Source organism: Filimonas zeae, from assembly GCF_014641615.1.
Lineage (GTDB): Bacteria > Bacteroidota > Bacteroidia > Chitinophagales > Chitinophagaceae > Filimonas > Filimonas zeae.
The window spans coordinates 1,136,801-1,160,264 of record NZ_BMIB01000003.1; the positions used below are offsets into that span (position 1 = coordinate 1,136,801).

General features: G+C 46.7%; 16 protein-coding genes. 10 read left to right on the forward strand and 6 right to left on the reverse strand.

Features of this window, described 5'->3' with window-relative positions:
- Positions 1 to 272: 272 nt before the first annotated feature.
- Positions 273 to 1,445 (reverse strand): vWA domain-containing protein, encoded by a 1,173-nt coding sequence (locus tag IEY13_RS17680; RefSeq protein WP_188954532.1) that lies wholly within the window; start codon positions 1,443 to 1,445, stop codon positions 273 to 275.
- A 148-nt stretch (positions 1,446 to 1,593) separates the two neighbouring features.
- Between IEY13_RS17680 and IEY13_RS17685 the strand changes: the two genes are divergently transcribed.
- The 8 genes from IEY13_RS17685 to IEY13_RS17720 all read left to right on the forward strand — a co-directional run bounded on the left by IEY13_RS17685 (position 1,594) and on the right by IEY13_RS17720 (position 13,399).
- Entirely contained in the window at positions 1,594 to 3,426 is a 1,833-nt protein-coding gene (locus IEY13_RS17685) for a tetratricopeptide repeat-containing sensor histidine kinase (protein WP_188954534.1), read from the forward strand.
- Positions 3,423 to 4,175 (forward strand): LytR/AlgR family response regulator transcription factor, encoded by a 753-nt coding sequence (locus IEY13_RS17690; protein WP_188954536.1) that lies wholly within the window; start codon positions 3,423 to 3,425, stop codon positions 4,173 to 4,175. Before IEY13_RS17685 ends, IEY13_RS17690 begins: the two co-directional genes overlap by 4 nt.
- Positions 4,176 to 4,322: 147 nt before the next feature.
- Positions 4,323 to 4,778, forward strand: coding sequence for a T9SS type A sorting domain-containing protein (locus IEY13_RS17695; protein ID WP_188954538.1), 456 nt, complete (start codon positions 4,323 to 4,325; stop codon positions 4,776 to 4,778).
- A 50-nt stretch (positions 4,779 to 4,828) separates the two neighbouring features.
- A complete protein-coding gene (locus tag IEY13_RS17700) occupies positions 4,829 to 11,344 on the forward strand; it encodes a SpvB/TcaC N-terminal domain-containing protein (RefSeq protein WP_188954540.1) in 6,516 nt (2,171 codons plus the stop codon).
- 3 nt (positions 11,345 to 11,347) lie between these two features.
- Positions 11,348 to 11,932 (forward strand): hypothetical protein, encoded by a 585-nt coding sequence (locus IEY13_RS17705; RefSeq protein ID WP_188954543.1) that lies wholly within the window; start codon positions 11,348 to 11,350, stop codon positions 11,930 to 11,932.
- A 67-nt stretch (positions 11,933 to 11,999) separates the two neighbouring features.
- Positions 12,000 to 12,200 carry a hypothetical protein gene (locus IEY13_RS17710; RefSeq protein WP_188954545.1) on the forward strand — a complete coding sequence of 67 codons (201 nt, stop codon included), beginning with the start codon at positions 12,000 to 12,002 and terminating at the stop codon, positions 12,198 to 12,200.
- Between the two features lie 124 nt (positions 12,201 to 12,324).
- The gene (locus IEY13_RS17715; protein WP_188954547.1) at positions 12,325 to 12,924 is read left to right on the forward strand and encodes a DUF4230 domain-containing protein; all 600 of its coding nucleotides are present in this window, start codon (positions 12,325 to 12,327) and stop codon (positions 12,922 to 12,924) included.
- Positions 12,925 to 12,931: 7 nt separating this feature from the next.
- Positions 12,932 to 13,399: a DUF6265 family protein gene (locus IEY13_RS17720; protein ID WP_188954548.1), complete on the forward strand. Its 468-nt coding sequence runs from the start codon at positions 12,932 to 12,934 to the stop codon at positions 13,397 to 13,399.
- Here the strand turns inward: IEY13_RS17720 and IEY13_RS17725 are convergent.
- Positions 13,380 to 14,003, reverse strand: a complete 624-nt coding sequence (locus IEY13_RS17725; RefSeq protein WP_188954550.1) for a trimeric intracellular cation channel family protein — start codon at positions 14,001 to 14,003, stop codon at positions 13,380 to 13,382. The two genes, IEY13_RS17720 and IEY13_RS17725, sit on opposite strands and share 20 nt — an antisense overlap.
- A 146-nt stretch (positions 14,004 to 14,149) precedes the next feature.
- The gene (locus IEY13_RS17730) at positions 14,150 to 14,956 is read right to left on the reverse strand and encodes a M57 family metalloprotease (RefSeq protein WP_188954552.1); all 807 of its coding nucleotides are present in this window, start codon (positions 14,954 to 14,956) and stop codon (positions 14,150 to 14,152) included.
- Positions 14,957 to 15,051: 95 nt separating this feature from the next.
- Between IEY13_RS17730 and IEY13_RS17735 the strand changes: the two genes are divergently transcribed.
- Positions 15,052 to 17,709, forward strand: a complete 2,658-nt coding sequence (locus tag IEY13_RS17735) for a S8 family peptidase (RefSeq protein ID WP_188954554.1) — start codon at positions 15,052 to 15,054, stop codon at positions 17,707 to 17,709.
- 6 nt (positions 17,710 to 17,715) lie between these two features.
- On the opposite strand, the gene IEY13_RS17740 is transcribed toward IEY13_RS17735, so the two are convergent.
- A complete protein-coding gene (locus IEY13_RS17740; RefSeq protein WP_188954556.1) occupies positions 17,716 to 20,046 on the reverse strand; it encodes a T9SS type A sorting domain-containing protein in 2,331 nt (776 codons plus the stop codon).
- 105 nt (positions 20,047 to 20,151) lie between these two features.
- On the opposite strand from IEY13_RS17740, the gene IEY13_RS17745 reads away from it, so the two are divergent.
- Positions 20,152 to 20,694, forward strand: coding sequence for a hypothetical protein (locus IEY13_RS17745; RefSeq protein WP_188954558.1), 543 nt, complete (start codon positions 20,152 to 20,154; stop codon positions 20,692 to 20,694).
- A 43-nt stretch (positions 20,695 to 20,737) separates the two neighbouring features.
- On the opposite strand, the gene IEY13_RS17750 is transcribed toward IEY13_RS17745, so the two are convergent.
- On the reverse strand, positions 20,738 to 21,760 hold the full coding sequence (locus IEY13_RS17750; protein ID WP_188954560.1) for an LLM class flavin-dependent oxidoreductase: 1,023 nt from the start codon (positions 21,758 to 21,760) through the stop codon (positions 20,738 to 20,740).
- Between the two features lie 589 nt (positions 21,761 to 22,349).
- Positions 22,350 to 22,712 carry a response regulator gene (locus tag IEY13_RS17755; protein ID WP_188954562.1) on the reverse strand — a complete coding sequence of 121 codons (363 nt, stop codon included), beginning with the start codon at positions 22,710 to 22,712 and terminating at the stop codon, positions 22,350 to 22,352.
- Positions 22,713 to 23,464: the final 752 nt, after the last annotated feature.

The following is a 23,464-nucleotide window of genomic DNA, read 5'->3' on the forward strand; positions in this document are numbered from 1 at the left end:
TAAACCGGTTGATAAACAGGCATACTGTAAGTAATCATAAGCAGTTTTCGAGCATTCATAACGTTGGTTTTTCGGATGACACAATATAATACCCCATATAAACAGTAGACAAATATAGAAGCCTTATCGGGTTTCACAAAGCGAACGGGATAATATTATTATGAATTCCTTACATTTTCTATAACAAACAAAGCTGTCTCCCACGTTTTAAAAAAGATGGAGACAGCTTTGTAATTTCAGGCCTCCCCCCGGTTGCCTGCGTTCAGGGTTGATTATTGTTCTACCGTGTAGCCTTTTACTTTGGCCACTGTGTAAATAGATGTTTTAATGGCCTCTCCTATATCATCATTATTCTTTGTTTTCTTCATTTCTTCATCAATGTAAGCCTGGCGTTTTTTAGCCAGCACAGCCATCTGTTTTTGGGTACTATCCCGTTCCTGACTTTTCTGAGCGATAATTATTTTTATCTCAGACTTTGTTTTGCCTTTCAGTTCCGCAGGCAGTTCCTCCGTACGCATAGCAGATACAGCAGTAGAATCTGCTTTTACGCGATCTACCAAATCCCAGCTGTCGTTTTTGTATATTTTCTTAGACTTGGAAACAGAACGTTCCACGGCGTTGGCGGTTGACAATTGCTTTGCATTGGCATCCTGCTGTAACTGATTCATTTGTTTTTGCCTGCCCACTGCACCATAAGCAATATAGGTACTGTTAATACGCTCGTTGCAATCAGAAATCTGCTTATCATAAGGTGTTTCAATAAAACGAACTTTTACATCAGAATCTATAGTAAAGTATTTACCCTGCCCCCGCTCTGCACCATCTTTCCAAAAGCCTTCAATGCCTTCCAAACCTGACCCGCAATAAATTGTATTAACATAGATGTTTTTAGCAAGTGCTCCGCTTACCGCTTCTTTATAATTCACACCGCCCTGGTTAAAAGGTTCATTGCCGGCTATATACATCAGTTTCATATCGGCCTGCCCCTTACCCCATGTTAACTTGCCGGTGGCTTCTGAAATTACTGCCCCGCAATATTCCTGGCCGCCGTTGGTGCGCAAGGCAAACAATTTCTCCGAAATCAAATCAAGATCAGTAGTCATAGGTGTTACCTGGCGTATGTAATTGTCTTTCTGCGCCAGGCCGTCATTACCATATTCATACAGCGAAATTTCAATTACGGGCGTTTGGCCGTTATATTTTAAAGTGGTTAGTGTGTTTACAATATTCCATAACCGCGATTTGGCTTGTTCAATCAATCCGTCCATACTATTAGAAGTGTCCAGGAGCAGGGCCACCTGCACCCGGGTATTATCCGCAGCAGGTGTGGCGGTATAAGCCATTACAGGTTCCTTCTCCTGCGGATTATTGCCGCGCAAAGCGCATCTGGCAAACAGCAGGCTGGCAGTACAAAACAACAGGCCGGTGCATAGCGTCTTTTTCATAACTATCGTTTTTTGAATATTTACCCTGTGAAAGTATCCTCAAAACCGGCCCGCTACCGGCCCACTGGGTAAAACCCCGTTCCGGCAGGGTGAAACACTGGGAATTGCCACACAAAAACCGGTATTTTACAGTAGAAATTACGTGAACATGGGCCGTAGCCGTTATATACCTGTTTTACTTGTGCTGATGCTTACCGCAGGGCAGGTTGCTGCACAGGAGCAGAAAGACACACTTGATTACAGTGTTGAAAAAAAAGCCAACCCAAAGCTGAAGGTAAGTAAGGCCGCCAAAGCATTAAGCAGCTCCCTCTCTTCCGGTAACGAGCTGGCTACCGCAAAGCAATACGAGGTGCTGGCAAAAGAACTGGCCGGTAAAGGCGATTATGCCCGCGCAGAAGAAAACCAGAAAAAAGCCGTGGCCATTTATATGCGGCTGAAAATGCCGGATGAGGCTGCCGCCAGCAGCCGCGAACTGGCCAAAATACAGGAGCAACAAAATAAGCTACAGCAAGCTATTGGCAACTACGAGCAGGCAGGCAGGGCGGCACGCAACAGAAACCAGGAACAGGTAAATGAAAACGATGCCAACCGCCTGCGCAACAACAATAACCCGCAGGCGCAAATAGAATACTCCCGGTCTAACATACGCATTTTTGAAAAAGAAGGCAGAACCCGGGAGGTGGTAGACGCTTATAAAAAACTGGGAGAAAGCCAGTTGCTGCAAAACAATACACCCGCCGCGGTAAACAGCTTTAAACAGGCGGTGGAAAAAAGTAAAGACACGCGCGACATTGCCGACATCAGTAAAAAAATGAATGATGCGGTTAGTAATGTAAACGAAATAGACACCGCCATACAGCTGGCAGAAACCATACTGGCAAAAGCCAGAAACCAGAACGATACCGGCCTGCAGATTAACCAGCTACAGCAGCTGGCCCGGCTATACGCCCGCAATCATGAACCCGAAAAGGCACATGCGTTACAGGAAGCTGCTTATCAGCTGGCACTCCGCAACCGCAACACTCTGGCAGCAAAAGACTGCCTGTTACAACTGGCAGCTTATTACAAGGCACAACAAAACCCCACCGCAGTGCTGGCGCGGTACGAGTACTTTTTAAATCATCTGGATACTTTACTGCAAACTGACAGCTCACTGGTAGATGCACATTTGTTTGAGCTTACCGAAGGGCGTATTAAAGATCTGGAGCAAGAAAAACAACTGCAGCAGGAACTTATTACACGAAAAAATACACTCAACGCCATTCTTATAGGTTCCGTAATAGCCATGCTGGTATTGCTGGGTTTTATTATCCGCTCCCTCTACGCCATCCGTACCAAAAACAAAAAAATAGCCCTGCAATCGCTGCGCCGCGAAATGAATCCGCATTTTATATTCAACAGCCTCAACAGTGTTAACCAGTACATAGCAGAAAATAACGAACTGGCGGCCAACAAGTATCTGACCACTTATTCCGGTTTAATGCGTACGGTAATGGAACATTCGCATAAAGACTTTGTACCACTCAGTGTAGAAATAGCACAGCTGGAAGAATACCTGAACCTGGAACACCTGCGCTTCAGCAACCGGTTTACCTGGCAGCTTACCACAGATGAAGCATTGGATACAGATGCGGTTGTAATACCCAATATGCTGTTACAACCGCATCTGGAAAATGCCATATGGCACGGGCTCCGGTACAAGGCCACCAAAGGTTTACTAAAAGTGCATTTCAGCAAAGCCGGTAAAGAACTGAAAGTGGTAATAGAAGATGATGGTATTGGCTTAACAGAAAGCCAGCGACTGAAAACAGTGAATCAACGGGCGCATGAAAGCAGAGGCCTGAATAATACCCGTGAAAGAATACAGTTATTAAACGATCTTTATCCGGTAAATATCCGGCTTATTATGGAAGAAATTACCGGAGACGCACTATCAGGAACACGCATTATACTTCAACTGGTTTTATTAGATAAGATATGACACTGTTTGAGAAAATTACTGCCGTTATTGTAGAAGATGAGGCCGCTGCTATAGCAGCACTGCAAAGCTATCTGCAGAAATTTTGCCCGCAGGTGCAGGTTACCGGCACTGCACGCAACAGTCGTGAAGCTATTGAAGTATTGCACCAACTTACACCGCAGCTGGTATTTCTGGATGTGGAAATGCCCTTTGGTAATGCCTTTGATGTACTGGAAGGCTGCCAGAACCTGCGTTTTGAAACTATTTTTGTAACCGCTTTTTCAGAATATTCGCTTAAAGCACTTAATCAGAGTGCAGCCTATTATCTGTTAAAACCTGTAAGTATTGAAGAACTGATTGTGGCTGTAAATAAGGTGCAGCAGCAACTACACAACCAGCAGCTGCTAAACCGCAACCAGATTATTATGGAGAATGCGCGGGAAGACAATCCTGCGCGGCAACAGGTAATACTGCCTACAGTAGACGGGTTTGATGTGGTAAGAATGGAAGAAATTGTAAGACTGAAAGGCAACGGCAACTTTACAGATGTATACTTAACCAGCGGCCATAAAAAAATGGTATGCCGCTTTCTCAAACATTTTGCAGAAATACTAACCCATCCTTTTATACGCGTACATAAATCACACATCATCAATATACATTACGTAAAATCATATCATAAAGGCAGCGGCGGGTACGTATGTTTGAACGATGGCAGCGAAATAGAGGTGTCTCCTGCCTATAAAGATTTACTGCTGAAAGCCTTTTAAAAACGTTTAATGATTTTCAATCAGTTATCCCTTTCTGCCTACCGTTTGTAAAAAACATGATATTTTATTGAGGTTTGTATCATTAAAAATACAGACATTAGCTTTCTCTTAAAAGCACATTGTTAACTAAAACACCCGGCCTACACCATGAAGCAACCTCTACTCACTGCTTGTCTATTCTTTTTTTCCATCTGTTCACAGGCGCAAAACATACCCTCCGGTCAATGTGGTTTGCAGTATACATACGATGCTGCGGGCAACCTTATTAAAAGGGAATATGTATGTAACAATGCCCCTTCGGGCGGCAGGCTGGCAGGCCCGCAAACAACAGACACAGCTGCTGCTACAAAGGAAACTACCGAAGTGCAACTGGTTGAAGCGTTGTACCCCAACCCTACCACCGGTTTGTTTCGCATTAGCTTTGTAAAACCACTAAACAATGCGGTGGTACGTCTTTTCGATAACAATGGCAGGCTGCTGAAGCAATACAACGCCAGCGGCAGTATGGTACCGGTAGATATCAGCACCTTCATTGCCGGCCTGTATTACATTGTTGTTACAGATAAAGACTTTACTGTACGTAAAAAAATAATTAAACTATAAGCGTTAACCGCCTACTCACCTTATTATTCCAGCACCAGCCTTACTTCTGTATGAGAAAGAAAATACACCTGTTGTGTTGCGTGCTGCTGCACGCAACGGTACTGCTTGCACAGCCCGACCAAAGCAAACCTGTAGGCTCCATAAAAGGCGAAGCCTCTGTATCGCCAGCCGGAGCAGCCACGTATAAAATACCTGTTCCCGTACCTGCCGGCGTTGCAGGTATGCAACCCTCTCTTGCACTGGCATACAGCTCGCAGGCAGGAGACGGACAAGCCGGATGGGGCTGGAACCTGGAAGGGTTAAGCCTTATTACCCGTGTAAACCAAAGCAGGTTTTTCAATGGCAGAACAGAGCCGTTTAAAATGACGGCTGATGATAACTTTTTTGTAGACGGGCAGTTACTGATGCCTGTATCCGGCACCAACGGTGCTAACGCCACGCAATACAAAACCCAGACAGAAAATCAGGCACGCATAGAATCTTTCGGTGGTACTACCGGCAATCCGGACTGGTGGAAAGTAACCCGTAAAGATGGCAGCACGGTAGAATACGGTAAAAAAGCAGATGATAAAATTGCAGCCGGTGCCAACATAAGCTGGCTGGTATCATCCATTACAGATGTAAACGGCAATAAAATTGATTATACTTATTCCCGGTACGATGCAGAACTGGCCCTGTACGAAATAGCTTACAGCAATACCATTGTAAGGTTTACTTATACCACAAAGGCTAACCCCAACATCACTTTCATCAATGGCCATAAGATTATCAACTCCCGCCTGTTATCGCAGATAAGTATTCTGCTGAATAACGTGCAGCAGCAGAAAATAACCTTTCAGTACGATACGCAGCTGGGCCGCAACTACCTTACCGCCGCAGAATTGTTTGGTACCGATAACCAATCGGTTATTACCCGTTTCAATTACGGACAGCTGTCGCAGGAAGAAAATGCCACCGCCCTGCAAAGCAACTACCCTGTACAGGGCGGATCGCATAACTGGACACTTACACCCGGCGATTTTAATGGCGATGGTAAGTCTGATCTTGTGGTAGCCAATCTGCAGTATAATGTGCAGGATAATGAAATTAAAGACGTTACCTCTTCTTACTACAATCTCATTACCAATGCCGGTGTTCCATCTTCCCCTTACGCGCTGGCCACATCAAAATACGAACTACAAACCAGCTACAATGCCAACAACTATCTGAAAGGGAATGATGAAAACCACCCTTTTGTATATATGAATTCCGATCTGGACGGAGATGGTATTGACGATATGCTGCGTATTGGTAAAAACCTGAACAACTTTCAGGATTCCAGGGGCGATTGGCACAACAATGGGATGTATTATGTAGATAATCTGAGCGTTGACAAATTTACACCCTCCGGCACTGCTGTATCGCGCACCACTACTACCCTGCCTGTACCCAACGATTACATGGGCACTTACAACTTTACACTAAAAGATGCCAACTCCTCTATCCAGGGCGATTTTGATGGGGATGGCAGCGTGGATATTATTCATGTGCTGGGCCGCCAGTATCAATCGGGCGAAACCATTGAGCGCAGGTTTAATATTTTCAACGGCTGGTATATTTACCGCCGCACCCCTATATACGATTATGTGTATAAAAGCTTTGTAGTGAATATGACAGCGGGGGAATCCAATGCCGAAATACTGGGCCTTACCGATCAGTTGAAAGATGCAAAAGCCATTTACCCAATTGACTATGATGGCGATGGCAAACAGGAACTGCTGGTAATTAAAGATACCTATTCCACCATCTTTTCTATATACCGCGTTTCTGCCACCACTGGTTATTTATACGCTGCCAGCCAGCTGCTGCAAACCATGCAGCTTACCTACAGCACTTCACGCATGTACCAACTGGGCGATTTTAACGGCGATAAAAAAACAGATATTTTAAGCATATACAACGGCAGCTCTACCGCCACCATTTATTACAGCACCGGTACCGGCTTTTTAACCGGCAACGTGCCACTGCAACGTACTACCAATTTTACCAGTGCCTGGCCCGACCGCGTTATTGCTGCTGATTACAATGGCGATGGCATTACCGATATATTGCACGCATACGAATACCCGGTAGTTATTCCCATACCCGGCGGCACACAAACCAGCTATTCGCCCCGGCAGGAAGTGTATTACATGAAGGGGCTTACCTACAGCACCTCTTATATTTACTCTACTACCGAGTTATGCCCATCAGACTATGCGTGGTTTGTAAACTCCTGGCCCGATGCACAGATAGCAGGCTACTCCAACGATATTTATTGTTACGGCGTAAACCCGGAATTGCCGCAGCCCATGCGTTTACCTGTTGATCCGGGCGAAAGCTCTCCTGCTTATATTGTACACTATAATTATCAGGAGGTAGAAAATCTATATCCCAAATACACTTACAAAACATCCTGGTTGAGCGGAATGGCCAGCAATTTCAGAATGCCTATGGAAACAGGCGATTTTGATGGCGATGGCAAAACAGAAATCATACAATCTTTAAACGGTACGGGATACATTGTCTGTTACTTTTCCGGCATAGCCGGCAACGGCAATACCAGCCGCCTGCAAACAGTAACAGATGGCTTTGGCAATGTAACCACCTTTAACTACAATACACTGGCCAACGGGGGCACTACCGTATACACGCGCACCCCGGGCAACACTATGTGGTACCCGTATAACACGGTAAGCCTGCCTATAACCGTTGTAAAATCACTCACCAAACCCAATGGTATTGGCGGTGTGCAAACCGATTCGTATCTGTACCAGGATGCCATTGTACACCGCAGCAAAGGCTTTCTGGGCTTTAAAGGGGTTACGGTAAGCAATACCACTACCGATAGCAAATCAGAAACCACCAGCGAGCTGAACCAGAACGTAGCGCTGATGTTGCCAGCTACTGACAAAACGTGGATTAATAACCTGCAGGTACAGGAAGTACAAAACAAATACACGGTTACCACCCTGGCCAACGGCAGTACCCGCTACTACCCCTTAAGCAGGTATAAAACAGAACAGGAATATTCCACTACTATAGACATGCAATCACTTGCTGCCAGGAAAACGGCATGGGTGTATGATGCACATGGTAACATAACCAGTCAAACACAAACCAAAGGCGCCTGGAGCGGCGGTTCCGTATCAGCCATAGAAACCATTGCTACCAGCACCACGTATACACAGGCCGGCCCCGCGCTTACCCCTTTACAGCCGGTTACCGTACAGGAAACCCGTACCCGCTCAGGCGCTGCTGCTATTACACAGCAAACCACCATGAGTTATACGGCAGACCGTGGGCTGCTGGCCTCTAAAACCACCTGGGCCTCAACACCGCTTGCCGCTACGGTTACCTATAGTTACGATAGTTATGGCAACTGTACCGGCACCACCTCTGCTGTTGCCGGAAAAGCAACGGTTACCAGTACTATTACTTTCGATGCCTCGCATCGTTTTCCGGAGCAACATGTTATGCAAACCGGAAGTATTATCAGTACTAAAAAGGCTACCTACCACGCATACTGGGGTAAACCCGTTACAGAAGTTGAAGGTGATGCTGCTTCGGGCACATTAACCACCGTTTATGAGTACAATGGGTTTGGTGTGCTTTCTAAAACCACTACGCCACTGGGGCACCAGATTACGCATTCCACCGGCTGGGACGTTGCGGGCGCACAGTTATACTATGCACTAACAGATTTTCCGGACGGTGTGGCCCCGGATGTAAAAGTGTGGTATGATGTGTATGGAAGAGCAATTAAAAGTCAGTCGCTGGGCTGGAGCAACCAATGGGCTACCACCACCACTAAATACGATGCCAGAGGCCGTGTTACCGAAAAGGCGCTGCCGTATTACAGTTCAGAAACCCCGCAGCTTACCACCACCAGCTACGATCATCTTAACCGGCAACTCACGGTAACCACACCCAACAGTGCTGCCAGCTACACGTATTATCAGGCTGGTAATGGCCAAACTACGGTAACGGTTACCAATGCAGCCGGGCAGCCATCCAGCCGCACTACCGATGCTACGGGCCTGCTGGTAAATGCCACAGACAATGGCGGCACTTTATCCTATACCTACAACAGCCTGGGTAAAGAGCAGTCTGTACAACTTAACGGCCAGGCAGTATCATCCTCCGGTTTTGACGCCTACGGCCGGGAAACCAGTAAAACAGAACCCAACACCGGCACTATTACTTATGAATACGATGCACTCAGCCACCTTACCCGGCAAACAGATGCCAATGGCGATATAACCCATATCAGTTATGACGATCTGGAACGCGTTTCCGTACGCACCACCAAAGAGGGTGCTTATAGTTACACGTATAACAACAGTAACCTGAACAAAGAAATCCAGAGTATTGCAGGCCCTGCCGGCACAGAAACTTATACCTACGATGGTTACCGCCGTCTTACCGGAAAAACACAAACAGTACCCGGTTCCGGCACGTTTACTACCACGTACCAGTATAACCCCGCCGGCAAACAGTTATCAGTAACCTACCCCAACAATGTAACTATACAAAGCGCCTACAATACAGCGGGTATGGTTACACAACTTACCTGGGGCAGCAAAGTACTGTATAATGCCCAGGCGGTTAACGGAACAGGGCAACCGGTACAATACACACTTGCCGATGGGCGCACCAGTACCATTACCTATAACAAAAGCCTGCCGGCACGTTATTATACACCCGGTGTGCAGGATCTGAATTTCACCTTCCATGCGCAGAACGGCAACCTTACTTCACGCAGAGATGATATAGCCGGTATTACAGAAACCTTCACGTACGATGCTGTTGACCGGCTTACCAGTGCAACGGTAAACGGCACCCAGCAGTTTTCTATTACTTATGATGGCACTAACAATTCCACCAAAGGCAACATACAGGAGAAAAGCGATGTAGGTACTTATGTATATCAATCTGCCAAACCCAATGCCATTGCCTATATAAGCCCGCTCAGTTCCGCTGTAAATACAGCTGCGGCAGGGCTTACGGCTACGTATACCAGCTTTCAGCGGCCGCTGCATCTGGAACAGAATGGTGCAATAGCCGATTTTACTTACGGGGTAGATAATGAGCGCACCAGAATGGTACTGAATGCCGGTGCACAAACCCAAACCCGTTTGTACCTGGGCGCTTACGAAAAACAAACCTTAGCCAACGGCACTGTTAATGAAGTAGTATACGTTGGAGGTGGCAATGGCCTCTGCGCTATGATTGTTAACGGCCATGCTTATACCGTATATACCGATTATCTGGGCAGCATACTTACCGTTACCAGCGAAAACGGTACCATAGCAGCGCAACAGAATTTTGATGCATGGGGCAGAAACCGCAATGCCCAAACATGGCAGTATGCAAATGTGGCAGCAGTACCCAACTGGCTAATGCGCGGTTATACCGGACATGAACATATACCGGTTATAAACCTTATTAACATGAATGCGCGGCTGTACGACCCTGTAACCGGCCGCATGCTAAGCCCCGACCCATATGTAATGGGCAATGGCAATACACAGGGCTTTAACCGCTTTGCATATGCCCTTAACAACCCTTTACGTTATACCGATCCTAACGGCGAAATTGTATGGTTTGTGCCGTTAATATACGCTGCTGTGAATGTAGCCGTAGACCTGGTGATGAACAAAGGCAATATGAATTTCGGGCAGATAGCCATGAGTGCTGTATCCGGTGCCATAGGTGGCTTTTTAGGTGGCGGCAGTATTACTACGGTGGGCGGCGCCTTCTTTGGTGCCGGTGTGGGGCAACTAAACAAGCTATTCCCGGCCATGCCGCTGTATCAGTCAGAACATTTCAATCTCAGCGTTTCTCCTATGATAGGCTTTGGCTCCAGCGGTGTTACCAGCGGCATAAGTTTAAATGCAAGCGGCGTAATTGGCGATTTTGCTTATTCTGCCAGCGTTGGTATGGGCTTTAACTCCGGCGTAAGCAGCCTGGGCGAAAGTGTAGGCAGCAGCAATTACTGGAACTGGGGAGCTTCTGCCGGATATTTTGATGGCCATACTACTTACGGCGCCGGATGGAGCGTTAACTACTTTACCGGCACATCCAAACAAAACGTTGCCGCGCCTTCGTTACTGATAGGAGATTTTACCCTGAGGGTAGATGAAGATTTTCTGGGCGATGGTGAAGACCGTTACCGCACCGGCGGGCTGCTGGCTACGTATAAAGTAAACGATGAAATTACACTGGCACTGGGTGGTAGTATGATGACCGGACAGGCGCAGGAAAGCGAGAAACATCCTAACCTTGATTTCGGCCACCCTACCCTGGGTACCTATAACCCTGCGGGCGAATTAAACACCACACTCCGTGGCGGCACTATGTATGGTGGGGTTATTTACAAAGGGCAGGCATTTTTTTACGGCCATAACAGCGAAACACGTTTGCACAACATTCAAAACTGGATACATAGAAACGTAGTGCAAACCGCGTATTTTTACGATCATCAGCTGCCTTCCCAATCGTATTTTTATTCCGGAGGCTTTAACTCTAATTACTTATTTTATTAGCATATGAGAGGTTTTATAAGTGCCATAACAGGTATTGTTTTTTCCGGATGCACCAGTTTCGGGCATCTGGAAAAACCATCCCTGCCCCAAAAGCCGCTGGCTAACGAAGCACTGAACGGGGTATATACCTGTATGGATAGCGCCTGGCAACAGGCCTGCAGCAACAACACATCCTGCACATTTTTATCACGGCCATTTGTTTTTCTGCCCAACGGCACGGTAATAGGCATAGGGCATATAGGCTTTCAGCAGCAGGATGAATTGAACCGGTATTTAGCCGTAAACCGGGAAGAGATATACAACCGCTACCGTATGCTGGGTAGTTATTACTTCCGGGGCGATACGCTTATTGCCAGCATTAATTACCCTTACCGGGGCCGGGGGCAGCAGGGCATATACCGCACAACTACTTTCAGTGGTATAAAAACACAGGGCGATACCATAAAAGATTTTAAAATGGTAGCCCCCTGGCCGGATATATATGATGATGCATTTTACCGGAAAATGAACAACGGGTTCAGCCGTTTACTTACCGGCTTTAACCTGTTGTATAAAGGCAGGCCTGCGGCAGATAGTACCGCACCGTAACGGCACTTAAAAAACAGCAACTGGCACGGTTTTGTAAGCATAGGTATTGAACTAAAAGCTGTTACCTATGACACAGAACCTGAACGACAAAAAAGAGCAACAAAAAGATAATAAGGACGCTGCGGTGCAGCCCGATCCGGAAACGCTGCATACTACCGATCCGCAGGAGCATATGGAAGGCCCTGTTTCTTCGCTGGTAAAAAAGGCGGCAGAAGAAATGGACGATGATGAAGTGCCGGAAGAGGAAAAAGAAAAACCGAAAAAATAAGTGAACCAATAAGTTAAAATTCCCCCTTACAAACGAAGGGGGAATTTTTTTCCCTGTTACTGGTGCCTGTGCCTTGCCGCTGATATACGATATTTGCGTAGTTTAACAGAATTAAGACAGGCATATGCACGTTAGAAAAAGATACTTATTGCTGGCAGTACTGTTTGCTGCCGCCGCCCTTTACCTTTTTACCCGCAAGGGCTGCACAGACAGCACAGAAACCAGTCAGTATAATGTAACCCTGCAACAGCTGCGCGGGGTAAACAAACTGGTTATATGGGAGCAGGATTTTACCCTGAACGATCTGCAGACCAAAGAGCGCACTTATATGAAGTGGTTTACCACCAAAGAATCTGTTATTACTACTGTAAGTGGCCGCATGGGCTTTCATATAGACCTCTCCGATTCTATTCACACCTGCATTACCCGCACTGCTGAATCGGTACTGGTACAGGCGCCTTTACAAATTACTTACGTAAGCCTGGATATGGCCAGCCTGAAACAGGTAAAAGACGCCTCTGTAAACCCGGCCGTGAATATTGACGAAAAGGAGATTATTAAACACCTGGATCAGAAAGCGCTGGAACAATACCTGCCGGCCATTAAAGCCACATTAAGCACCAAAGCATTAACCGATCAGGAGTATCAGCTGCAAAAGCTTACCGGGCTGCCGGTGCGTATTGAAATTACGGGTATGCCTACTCCTTCCCAATACCAAAAATAACCAACGCATGAAACCAGTTTTATTCATAACACTGCTTACCTGTTGCTGCTTTCGCATAACGCCTGCACAAACCGGCATACAGCAGGCCCGCTGGCTACTGGGCAGCTGGCAGCAACAGGCCGGAAAACGCATTCAAACAGAAGAATGGAAGCAGCTTAACGATAGCACTTTTGCAGGCCGCAGTTACTGGTTAAAAGGTACCGATACTGTTTTACTGGAACAAACCACCATTGTCTGGCGCAACAGGCGGCTTTATTATATTCCCGTGGTGCAAGGGCAAAACAATGAGCAGCCGGTACAGTTTACACAAGCCGGAATAACAGCCGGCAAGCTGATATTTGAGAATAAAACACACGACTTTCCTCAACAGATCAGCTACCAACTGATAAACCCTGACTCAGCAGTTGCAGAAATCTCAGGAACACTGAAAGGCATTTATCAAACACGCAGCTTTCCTATGCGCCGTCTTCCGTAATATCCGGGCCTATTGAGGGCAGTTTCCAGTGCAGTTTTACGGCCAGTATGCGAATGGTAAGAATAAGTACTATCGAAAGTGATTCTGCCATCTGAGCGGGCAGAAAACGCAGCGCAATGCAATAAAAACTCCCTCCCACAATACAGGCTGTGGCATAAACTTCTTTATGAAACAATGCTGGTGGGGTATTTAGCAGCACATCTCTTAACACGCCGCCAAAACATCCGGTAATAGTACCCAATGCCACGCCTATGGCCGGGTGCAGCTGAATAGCAAGTCCTTTTTGTATACCGATGATGGTAAAAAAGCCTAACCCAAGGGCATCGAATATCAACAGGGTATTCTGAAAGTTTTTAATGTGCCTGCGAAATAAAATGGTGGCAAAGCCGGTGGCCAGAATAATGGCAGGCGTATTCATATCGCGCAGCCAGGTAACCGGGGTATTACCTATCAATACATCTCTAAGGGTTCCTCCGCCAATAGCGGTAACAAATGCCATCATCAGCACGCCCAGCAAATCGTAGCGCCTGTTAATGGCCGAAACGGCTCCGGACACTGCAAATGCAATGGTACCTACCACTTCAATAATATACGTGTAACTCAAAACGGGTTTATTTACCGGCAAATATATACACTTACACAAAGCCCCGGCTTGCGGGCCAGGGCTTTGTTACATCTGTCCGGGGGGACATGACGGTGCCAGCTGCCATAAGGACTTTGGCAGCAGCATACAAAAAATGCGCTTAACTGTTAATACAGGTAATACAACGCAATTTTATCATTTGCGTTGAAAGTGCGGTTGCCGCCGTTGCTACAAGCCAGCATCCACGAATTAGGATCGGGGCCGGTAGGCGTACCCGGTATATGAATAGCACCTACGTTACTGGCGCCCTCATTAACCGCAGCACCACCACAGCTGTAGCTTCTGTTGGCAAAGTCTGTATGGCGGAAGCCAATGCAATGGCCTATCTCATGCTGTATTACAGAGCCCACATACAATATGTTGGGACTGCTGCCATACGCCTGAGGGTGTGTATTCATAAGAATACTGTTATAGGGGTTGCCCGAACCGGTAGGAAAACCAGCTGAACCCAGCGTAATATAACCACCGCTTGGCCCCTGATAAAAACCGGTAATATTAATATCAGCCGTACCGGTGGTAATACGCGTAAATGTAAGCTCCAGGCCCAGGGCATTATACCGCGCAAGCGCCGTATCTGTACCTACAATAAAGGCATTGCCCAGGTTACTCACTTTTACTCTGATGTTTCTTGGTTTAGACACCAGGTTGGTAGTTCTGTACTGTTCATCCGTAGCCACACGCAGCAACTTGTTTTCGTTGTTGCCGTTAAGCAGCTCATCTGTTAGTACAATGTCCCCCTCTACCAGGTAACCGTTTTCTACTTTTCTAACCCCGTCGGTTCCAAAACCCAGTGTCTTGATTTTTGCAAGCGTAGCCGTGCTTACATTGTCTGTGTTGGTGTTGTCAGCGTCCTTTTTCTGACAAGAGGTAGCGAACGCGCCGATGCACAGCGCGAGGAGCAAGTGTTTTCTCATATGTAGATTATATTTCAACTAATTTACTTCACAAATACGGCAATTGCAATATTTAACATGTTTTTTTATTTATTTTTATCAAACAAATACACCTGATGAAAAAAGCCTTTACTTATACACTCCTTTTTTTACACTCCTGTTTTTACACACTGGCACAACACCCTGCTTATAAGCTTACAACCATTGATACTACTCACTTTCACAAACTACCCTACAAGCTGCGCACAAGCATTTATACCCACACCCCACCTGCCACCTGGCTGTTAAGCGTATCAGACACTGCGGCATTTTTACAGTTTGCACAGGCACACAACAAGCACTTACATATTATAAATCGTTTATCAAAGTACGGCCTCTATGTTACTACAGCTACCGATTCTTTTATTATACAACACACCCTACCTCTACCCTTTGTACGCTTTGCAGACAGCCGTAAACGCGCACCGCAGGAAGAAGGTGTTGTACGCAATTATAATATGGTGTTCAACCGTATAGAAAAAACGCATGCAGCTTACCCGTTTCTTTCTGCAACAGGCCTTACCGTATCTGTAAAAGAGCAAATGTTTGATACCAGCGATATAGATTTTGCCAACCGCATATTACACACCGGCATACAAGCCGCTACCACCTCTGCACACGCAGGTATAATAGCCACTACCATTGCAGGCGCCGGTAATAGTTATTATACGGGTATGGGGGCAGCCCCCGGAGCCACCTTATCCGGAGCAGACTATACCAGCATGCTACCCGATGAGGAAGCTTATAAACAATTTCACATTACTGCCCAAAACCACTCCTACGGTGTGGGTATAGAAAACTATTACGGTGCAGATGCCGCTGCTTACGATGCAGGCACCTGGCAGGATACAGTGCTGATGCACGTATTTTCTGCCGGCAATGCCGGTAGAGATACAGCGTTGGGCGGCCACTACCATGGCCTGCCCTATGTTGCCAACAGCACCGGCAGTTTTAAAATGGCTAAAAACAGCATTGCCGTTGGCGCACTGGATGCATTGTTTGCCGTACCTGCCGCCAGCTCGCGCGGCCCGGCTTATGATGGACGTATATTTCCACAGCTGGTAGCTTATGGCGATGAAGGCAGTTCCGGCGCAGCAGCACTGGTAACAGGCAGTGTGTTACTGCTGCAGGATGCCTGGCGTGTTACACACAATGGCCAGCTACCAGCCGCCGCGCTGGTAAAAGCTGCACTTATTAACAGCGCTACAGATCTGTTACAGCCCGGCCCCGATTATACTTCCGGCTACGGTGCGCTTAATACGTTTAAAGCAGTGCGCACCATTCTGCAACACCAGTATGTACAAGGTATATCCTATGCCGGGCATACGGATACTTTTACGTTGCAGGTACCCGCAGCAGCACGCAACCTGCGTATTACGCTGGCATGGAACGATACAGCGGCTGCACCCAATGCTGCCACTGCGCTGGTAAACGATGTGGATATAGAAGTAATAGCCCCCGGTAGCAGCCAACGCCTGCAGCCACTGGTATTACACCACGCACCACATAAAGACTCTCTGCAACTACCCGCTACACCGGCACGGGATAGCCTTAACGTAACCGAGCAGGTTGCCATAAGCACACCTGCCGCCGGCACCTACCGTATACTGGTTACCGGTTATAAAATACAAAGCAGGCAACCTTATGCTGTTGCATGGCAATGGGATAGCGCACAGCAGTTTACCTGGCTATCCCCCAACCGTAACAGCTACTGGCCCTCAGATGTTATACAGCATTTCAGCTGGGAATACTACGGAGCAGAAAGCACCGGCCAGTTATCTATACAATATACAGGCAGTAAAGAATGGCATACTATTAAACCCGATGTTACCTTGCAGGCCCCTTATATTACCTGGCATGCCCCGGACACGCTTACCGCCGCCGTTGCCCGTATGCAGATAGGCCAGCGCATTTTTTACTCAGATACATTTTTGCTGGGCAATCAGCAATACCCCGCTGTTGGCTTTCAGTGTGCAGATTCGCTGTTGTTATACTGGCCGGAGAAAGCAGGCGCTGCTTACTACAAAATATTCAGGCTGGCAGGAAAACAGATGCAGGAGATACAACCCGCTGTAACCGCCAATCATATAATACTGCACCCACCCCGGGGCGCCAGTGCCTTTTATGCAATAGCCCCTGTAACAGGTACGCAGTATACAGGAGGCAAAAGTTATACTATTGATATACGTAACCAGGGGGTAGGTTGTTATTTTTACAGCCTGGTGGCCGATCTGCTGCCGCCTGCTACCGCAGCAGTTACCGCCCGTTTGGGCAGCCTGTATCAGATAGATAGTATTGGCTTTGAAAAACACAATGCCAATGGCTGGCAACTATTAAACACCTATGCAGTAAACGGCAATATGCAATACAGCATAAGAGACACTGCGCTGTTCAGCGGGTTAAACACTTACCGCTGCCTGCTTACCACCACACAAGGCCACCGTATTTACAGCGATTCTTCTACCGTATACTATTGGAATAAAACAGATGATTATCTGTTATTTCCCAATCCGGTAACTGCTACAGAGCCATTGCGGCTACTCAGCAATAACCCATTCAATAAATCGGTAACACTTTTTAATATGCAGGGGCGCCGTGTGTTTACACAAAACATCAACAACCAGCTGGAACTGCTGTATACCCCTCCATTACCGGCAGGCATGTATATACTTACCATACAGGAAAGCAAAAAGCATATAGCTACCAGGCGCATACTAATAACTACCGGCAGGTAAAAGCAACTATTGCTTCCAGATGCTTCTGCCTGCTTTTTCGTTGTTTTGTATCACCTCAATCAGGTACATACCTGCCGGCAGGGCAGACATATCTAAGCTGCCCGTAAATGCCCGGGCCGTTTTATTAAAAGAAGCTTTTTTAAGCAGTTTACCCGCAAAGTCGTATACACCTATCTGTACAGCGCCGCTAACGGTATTGTTCAGCTGCACCAGCAAATCGTCTGTTACGGGGTTGGGATATATCTGTAACGCAGCCAGCAGATTTCTGGCAGTACTTACCACGCCATCCACTACCCCCTTTACCGCACTTTTACCGGTAGGTATTACAAACACCGGTGTTTCAGTTACCTGTATATACAGTTTGCCGTTTGCTACGGTAACCTGTTTGGGCACCATGGTATCTTTACCAACGGTGGGGGTGTATATAGCTGCGCCGGTAGCATCGCCCATATCCAGCTCGTAACTAAGCGTGCTGTTATTCTGTGTGGGCATCATTAAAGCATAAGCATCTTTTCCATTCAGGCTATACCTGTCTGCCAGCGGGCTGGCACTAATGGTTTCCTGATAGGTATAATTACCCAGCAGCTTTTTTACCTGAGTAAGATAGTCCGCAGCAGGGCGGCGGGTAAAATTATCATTCACCAGGCCGGAAGATGCGTATTGCGATGGGTTTTGCGCATTATCATCATACATCTGGTAAAAAAACACCCTTTCTATACCAAGGCGGTTATACAGCAGCGTAGTGCGCAATATCCAGTCGGCCTGTGTATGGTAAGTAGTTTTACTGCCTATAGGCACCGCATGGTAAGGGCTGCCGCTGTTAATATCATATCCGGCTTCTGTAACCCATACCGGCATATCGTAACAGTAATCGTGCGCTAACTGCAAAAAACGCTGCGCGCTTACCGCCGCTTCAGACATTTCAGGCGCTACACCCCGGGTAGGCTGCTGCATACCGGTGGCATTGCCTGCGTAGTAATGATAGTTAATTACATCCCAGCAAAGATTAACCCGGCCATCGCTTTTATAGCCTCTGAACTCTTTACACCAGTCAATCATACCACGTACATAATCCGTTTCAGGCCCTGCCAGGCCAGCCATTACTACCTGCATGGAAGGGTCGGCGGTTTTAACCCCCGCATCCTGCCCCAGTGTATGTTTATGTCCATCGTAAAAGGCAGAAAGGTTGGCAGCATATTCCCGGCCGGTCTGGTATGCCTTACGGCCCAGCCACCATTTATTGCGCTCGTTATCACATTCAATATAGGTAACATAATTCAGCCCCTTCCGCTTCTGGTTAGGCGGGTCGTTGGTCCACCGTGGGGTGCTGTTTATATGCAACAGCTCGTCCGGTACCAATTTATTACGGCCATAACGCGCTGCGTACTGAAAGCCTGCCCTTGCCTGTGCTATATACGATGCGGGATTACTAAAATCAGCGTTATACGCAACCGGTACATTTTCCCAGTTACGCTGGTCCGCAGGCCAGGTATTCATCAGCCACGAGCTTATCTGTTTCAGATCGCCCAGCACCTCTATACCTTCCGCTTTACAACGTGCATAAATAGTATCATAATTCCAGCCGCCCTGGTTGCAGGGGTTAAAAGTATAACTGCCCTGGCTGGCTTCTATCCTGTCCCAGTCCATATAATGTCTGAAGCCGCCAAAGCCCTTCAGCATTTTCATGCGGGTTTCATCAATTACCATGGGGTTGGTGGGGTTTACCACATTCCATTCAAACGCATTTACCCCAAAGCCCTGCTTCATAGCCACGTTGCGGCGTGTATAAGGTGTTTGTACCTGCGTGGCAGGCTTATAGCGGCCATACAGTTCTATTTCAGATGGGTAAGCCCACCAGGTATTTATGATCAGATAACGGGGGTTGTGAATGGTATTGTTCAGCTGAAACTGATTACTGCCCCCGGTACGTTCGGGGTAAGGACCTACCCAGCGTTTGTAGGTGCCTCCGGTAAATGTAGCAATCTGTATGCGCTGCCAGTCTTCCGTAACCACCCACAAAGTCATAGGCTTATCCGCATTACTGCCTTCCCCGTCAAAAAACTTAATGCTGTCTATATGTATCTCCTCACCCTCCAGCAAGGGGTACCAGGCCTCCCACCTGTCCAGCACTTTACCATGGCCGGTATTTACCACTTCATCGGTAATACCGTTAAACAAAGGCGCCAGTCCGCTGCCGGCAGTATTTAACTGGTACCAGCGGGTAGAGTCAACAGGTATTTTACCATATATAAAGCCATCGGCGCCAGCGGTATTCTGGGCCTGGCACCGCGTAAACAAAGCCAGTAAAAGCGGAAAAAACAGCACGGATTTATTCATAACATATAAGGTACAGGCGTGAAAGTACCACAAATTGAACACCCGAACCTTAGTATAGGTTTAAAATGCGGGTAATGGGTTATTTTTAAGTACAGCAACAGAAATATGAAACAATTACTACCCTGCCTTTTACTAAGCTGCCTGTTAACTACAGGTACATACGCGCAGCAACACAACCTTACCCCTGCCGACTCGCTGCAATGGGTAACCGGCAAGCTGGGCACCATGGTATACTATATAAAACAGGCCCGATACCTGCCGGTAAGTGTGTTAGACAGCCTGCATGCAGATGCTGATAGCCTGCCCGGCGTAATTACGCGCAACTGGCTGCAATGCCATAGTAACGATAGCAGAAAGCTGGATGCTATACTGGCCCTTACCAGCAAAACAGAGCAGCGCAAAGCCTTGTTACAATGGAAATATACGGGTAGCCGTTTTGAACTGGAAGGCCTGCTGGAGTGCTGTAGTGAAGTACAACGTGCCTGCTTTACCTTATTTCATCAGATGAAGGGAGATGACCTGTTTGGCAGCAAGCCGGAATATGATGCGATGGCTACCACGGCCGAAGATAACTTTATGCTGTACCAGCACCGGCTGCATGGTGTGCTGGATACACACCATAACAACATACCACCCACTGTAAAATAAAAAAGAGGCTGCCTGTTAAGCAGCCCCTTTTAATAAAGTTAATTTATAACCGTTGCTGCAGGTTTTGAATAACCTGTGCAAACAGCTCGTAAGAATGTAATCTTGCTTCCTGATTGTAAATATGCGCCGTAGCCATAATTTCCTGCACACCTGTTTGCTGCAGAAACGAAAACAATTCCTCTTCTAACCGGGCCGGGCTGCCTACAAAAGAGTAAGCCAGCATATGGTTTACCGCTGCTTCCAGCTGATCGTTCCACATAGCATCCATGTTTTCCACCGGCTCTGGCAATCTTCTGCGTTCACCGGTAACCACTCCCATAAAAAACTGCAGCAGTGAGGTCATCAGGTAACGCGCCTGCTCATCAGTATCAGCCGCTACCACGTTTACACATGCCATTACATAAGGCTGCTGTAACCATTGCGATGGGCGGAAGTTTTTGCGGTACAGCTCAATAGCCTGCGTAAAATGCGTGGGGGCAAAATGGCTGGCAAAAGCATACGGCAAACCCAGGGCCGCTGCCAGCATAGCGCTATCGGTGCTGGAACCTAAAATCCAGATAGGTATATCCAGCCCCTCGCCCGGTATAGCCCTTACCTGGGCGCTGCTGTTATCAGCAGAAAAAAAGCGTTGCAGCTTCTGTATATCGCCCGGAAAATTATGACTCGCATGCATATTTTCGCCCCGTAAAGCCCGGGCCGTAACCTGATCGGTACCCGGCGCGCGCCCCAGCCCCAGATCTATCCGCTGCGGATACAACGATGCCAGGGTGCCAAACTGCTCTGCCACCGCCAACGGGGCATGGTTAGGCAGCATAATACCACCGCTGCCAACACGAATATGCTGTGTACCGCCTGCTATATAACCAATAAGTATGGATGTGGCAGAGCTGGCAACGCCCACCATATTATGGTGTTCTGCCAGCCAGTAACGGGTATACCCCAACCGCTCGGCCAGCTGTGCCAGACGCAGACTGTTGGGAAAAGTATCTGCGGGTGTTTTCCCTTCCAGCACGGTAGCCAGGTCTAATACCGACCAGGCTACGCCATTTGATTGAATTCCTTCCATTTAACCGGATTTGTCTGATGATCTTTAATAACCTGTCGGAACAAAGATAACCATATATCGACAAATTTCGATTTGTTTTAACATCACGGTATAAAATAAGAGCGCCACTACCTATTTTTTTGAATTGCCACAACCATTTGGATTCATCCTCATTTTTATGGCATCCTGTAACCGGTTATACAGCGGCCATACACACCAAAGGGTATTACTTTTCATTCAATGTTTTTTTAATACGACATAGCCACCTAAAGGTTTTCATCGGCGAACGCTATAGCAGCTATTAAAATCAGCTTATAAGCAACAGAAAAATTTGGTGTAAATAAATTTTACCGTAAGTTTACATCAGCAAGCACAGCAATAGTGCTTCACAACAAAAAGATCATTTTACCTTATTATAAACTAGGTGTTTTTCATAGGTTAGCAACGGCCTGTCTTGTCTAAGACTCAGGCCTATTTTTTTTAATAGACCTCCCGTAACCTTTTTCACTATCTCAATAATGTAACGGACAAACAATTACCAGGCTTCAGGAATTTATCTATACAATTTTGCTTTGAAGAGCCATACTGAATATTTCTGACAACGCTCTTTTCAACTCATCCATTGTTGCGGGCTTAATAACGTAATTATGGGACCGGCCCGGTAAAAGCCCGATATTATATCCGGCATGTCCATACCGCTGTAAATAATAACAGGCAACGCGTCAAACCTTTTATCGGCCCTTATGGATTTTATGCATTCCTTACCATCCATACAAGGCATATGCGCATCTAAAAACAGAATATCTGGCATGTACTTTTGTAACAACTGCATCAGCAGAAGGCCGTTTTCAACTGTTCTCAAAGTAATGCCCTCAAATGCCTCATTAATAGCATCAGAAAAAAATATAATATCCTCTCTGTCATCGTCAGCAAGCAGTACTTCCAGAGCGTCTTCAGATTTACCCGATTCCATACTATCAAAAATTTTACCTCAAATGGTATTAACTACTGATAATTAAAACTATACGAGTATCCTCCGCTGATTCCCTCTATTCGGAGGAAATAAAACTGTTTAAATTTACACAATATTTATTTCAACAAAAAAAATACCGGAACAGCCATTAACCCCTCTCTTTTTTATCAACCCAACTACCCTGGAATAACTTTTGCAACAAGCCGATACACATTACAAATAAACCGCTATGCTACAAATTGAAAAGCTAATCAGGCAAACGCGGAGCCTACTACTAAACCCCTTTAACGGGTTAACAGGCAACACCTACGCTTTTATACAACAGTACCAGTTTAACACCGGCAAACCCAACATGTTTACATGCAATTTACACACAGCCCTTATAGCCCAAAACAACCTGCTATCATTAAACAACGTGCAACTAGACGTGCAACATTTAATACAGTGCGCAAAGGAACTTATATACCATACATCGCTGGGTATGCCTTTACCTGTTATTAAAAAAGTACAGGCCTTCAGTTTATTTACCCATAATAATCATCCCCGTATTTACCATTTATGTGTTACCCTTTCTTTACCCGGATGCAAACACATACTTAACAACTATAACATAAAAAGCTAACGTAAACATGTAGCCTTTAACTGCGGGTAATAAACCCCAGCTTAACAGCAGCTTTGCTAACAGAAACCAAAAAGCTGCCTCATGTATTTATGAGACAGCTCTGGCAACCTGCCTTAGCAGGTGCCTGTAA

Coding starts and splice junctions, on each gene's coding strand:
- IEY13_RS17735 (WP_188954554.1), top strand. CDS start 15,052: ATGAAAAAAGCCTTTACTTATACACTCCTTTTTTTACACTCCTGTTTT.
- IEY13_RS17700 (WP_188954540.1), top strand. CDS start 4,829: ATGAGAAAGAAAATACACCTGTTGTGTTGCGTGCTGCTGCACGCAACG.
- IEY13_RS17750 (WP_188954560.1), bottom strand. CDS start 21,760: ATGGAAGGAATTCAATCAAATGGCGTAGCCTGGTCGGTATTAGACCTG.
- IEY13_RS17710 (WP_188954545.1), top strand. CDS start 12,000: ATGACACAGAACCTGAACGACAAAAAAGAGCAACAAAAAGATAATAAG.
- IEY13_RS17715 (WP_188954547.1), top strand. CDS start 12,325: ATGCACGTTAGAAAAAGATACTTATTGCTGGCAGTACTGTTTGCTGCC.
- IEY13_RS17720 (WP_188954548.1), top strand. CDS start 12,932: ATGAAACCAGTTTTATTCATAACACTGCTTACCTGTTGCTGCTTTCGC.
- IEY13_RS17695 (WP_188954538.1), top strand. CDS start 4,323: ATGAAGCAACCTCTACTCACTGCTTGTCTATTCTTTTTTTCCATCTGT.
- IEY13_RS17690 (WP_188954536.1), top strand. CDS start 3,423: ATGACACTGTTTGAGAAAATTACTGCCGTTATTGTAGAAGATGAGGCC.
- IEY13_RS17685 (WP_188954534.1), top strand. CDS start 1,594: ATGGGCCGTAGCCGTTATATACCTGTTTTACTTGTGCTGATGCTTACC.
- IEY13_RS17745 (WP_188954558.1), top strand. CDS start 20,152: ATGAAACAATTACTACCCTGCCTTTTACTAAGCTGCCTGTTAACTACA.
- IEY13_RS17730 (WP_188954552.1), bottom strand. CDS start 14,956: ATGAGAAAACACTTGCTCCTCGCGCTGTGCATCGGCGCGTTCGCTACC.
- IEY13_RS17680 (WP_188954532.1), bottom strand. CDS start 1,445: ATGAAAAAGACGCTATGCACCGGCCTGTTGTTTTGTACTGCCAGCCTG.
- IEY13_RS17755 (WP_188954562.1), bottom strand. CDS start 22,712: ATGGAATCGGGTAAATCTGAAGACGCTCTGGAAGTACTGCTTGCTGAC.
- IEY13_RS17705 (WP_188954543.1), top strand. CDS start 11,348: ATGAGAGGTTTTATAAGTGCCATAACAGGTATTGTTTTTTCCGGATGC.
- IEY13_RS17740 (WP_188954556.1), bottom strand. CDS start 20,046: ATGAATAAATCCGTGCTGTTTTTTCCGCTTTTACTGGCTTTGTTTACG.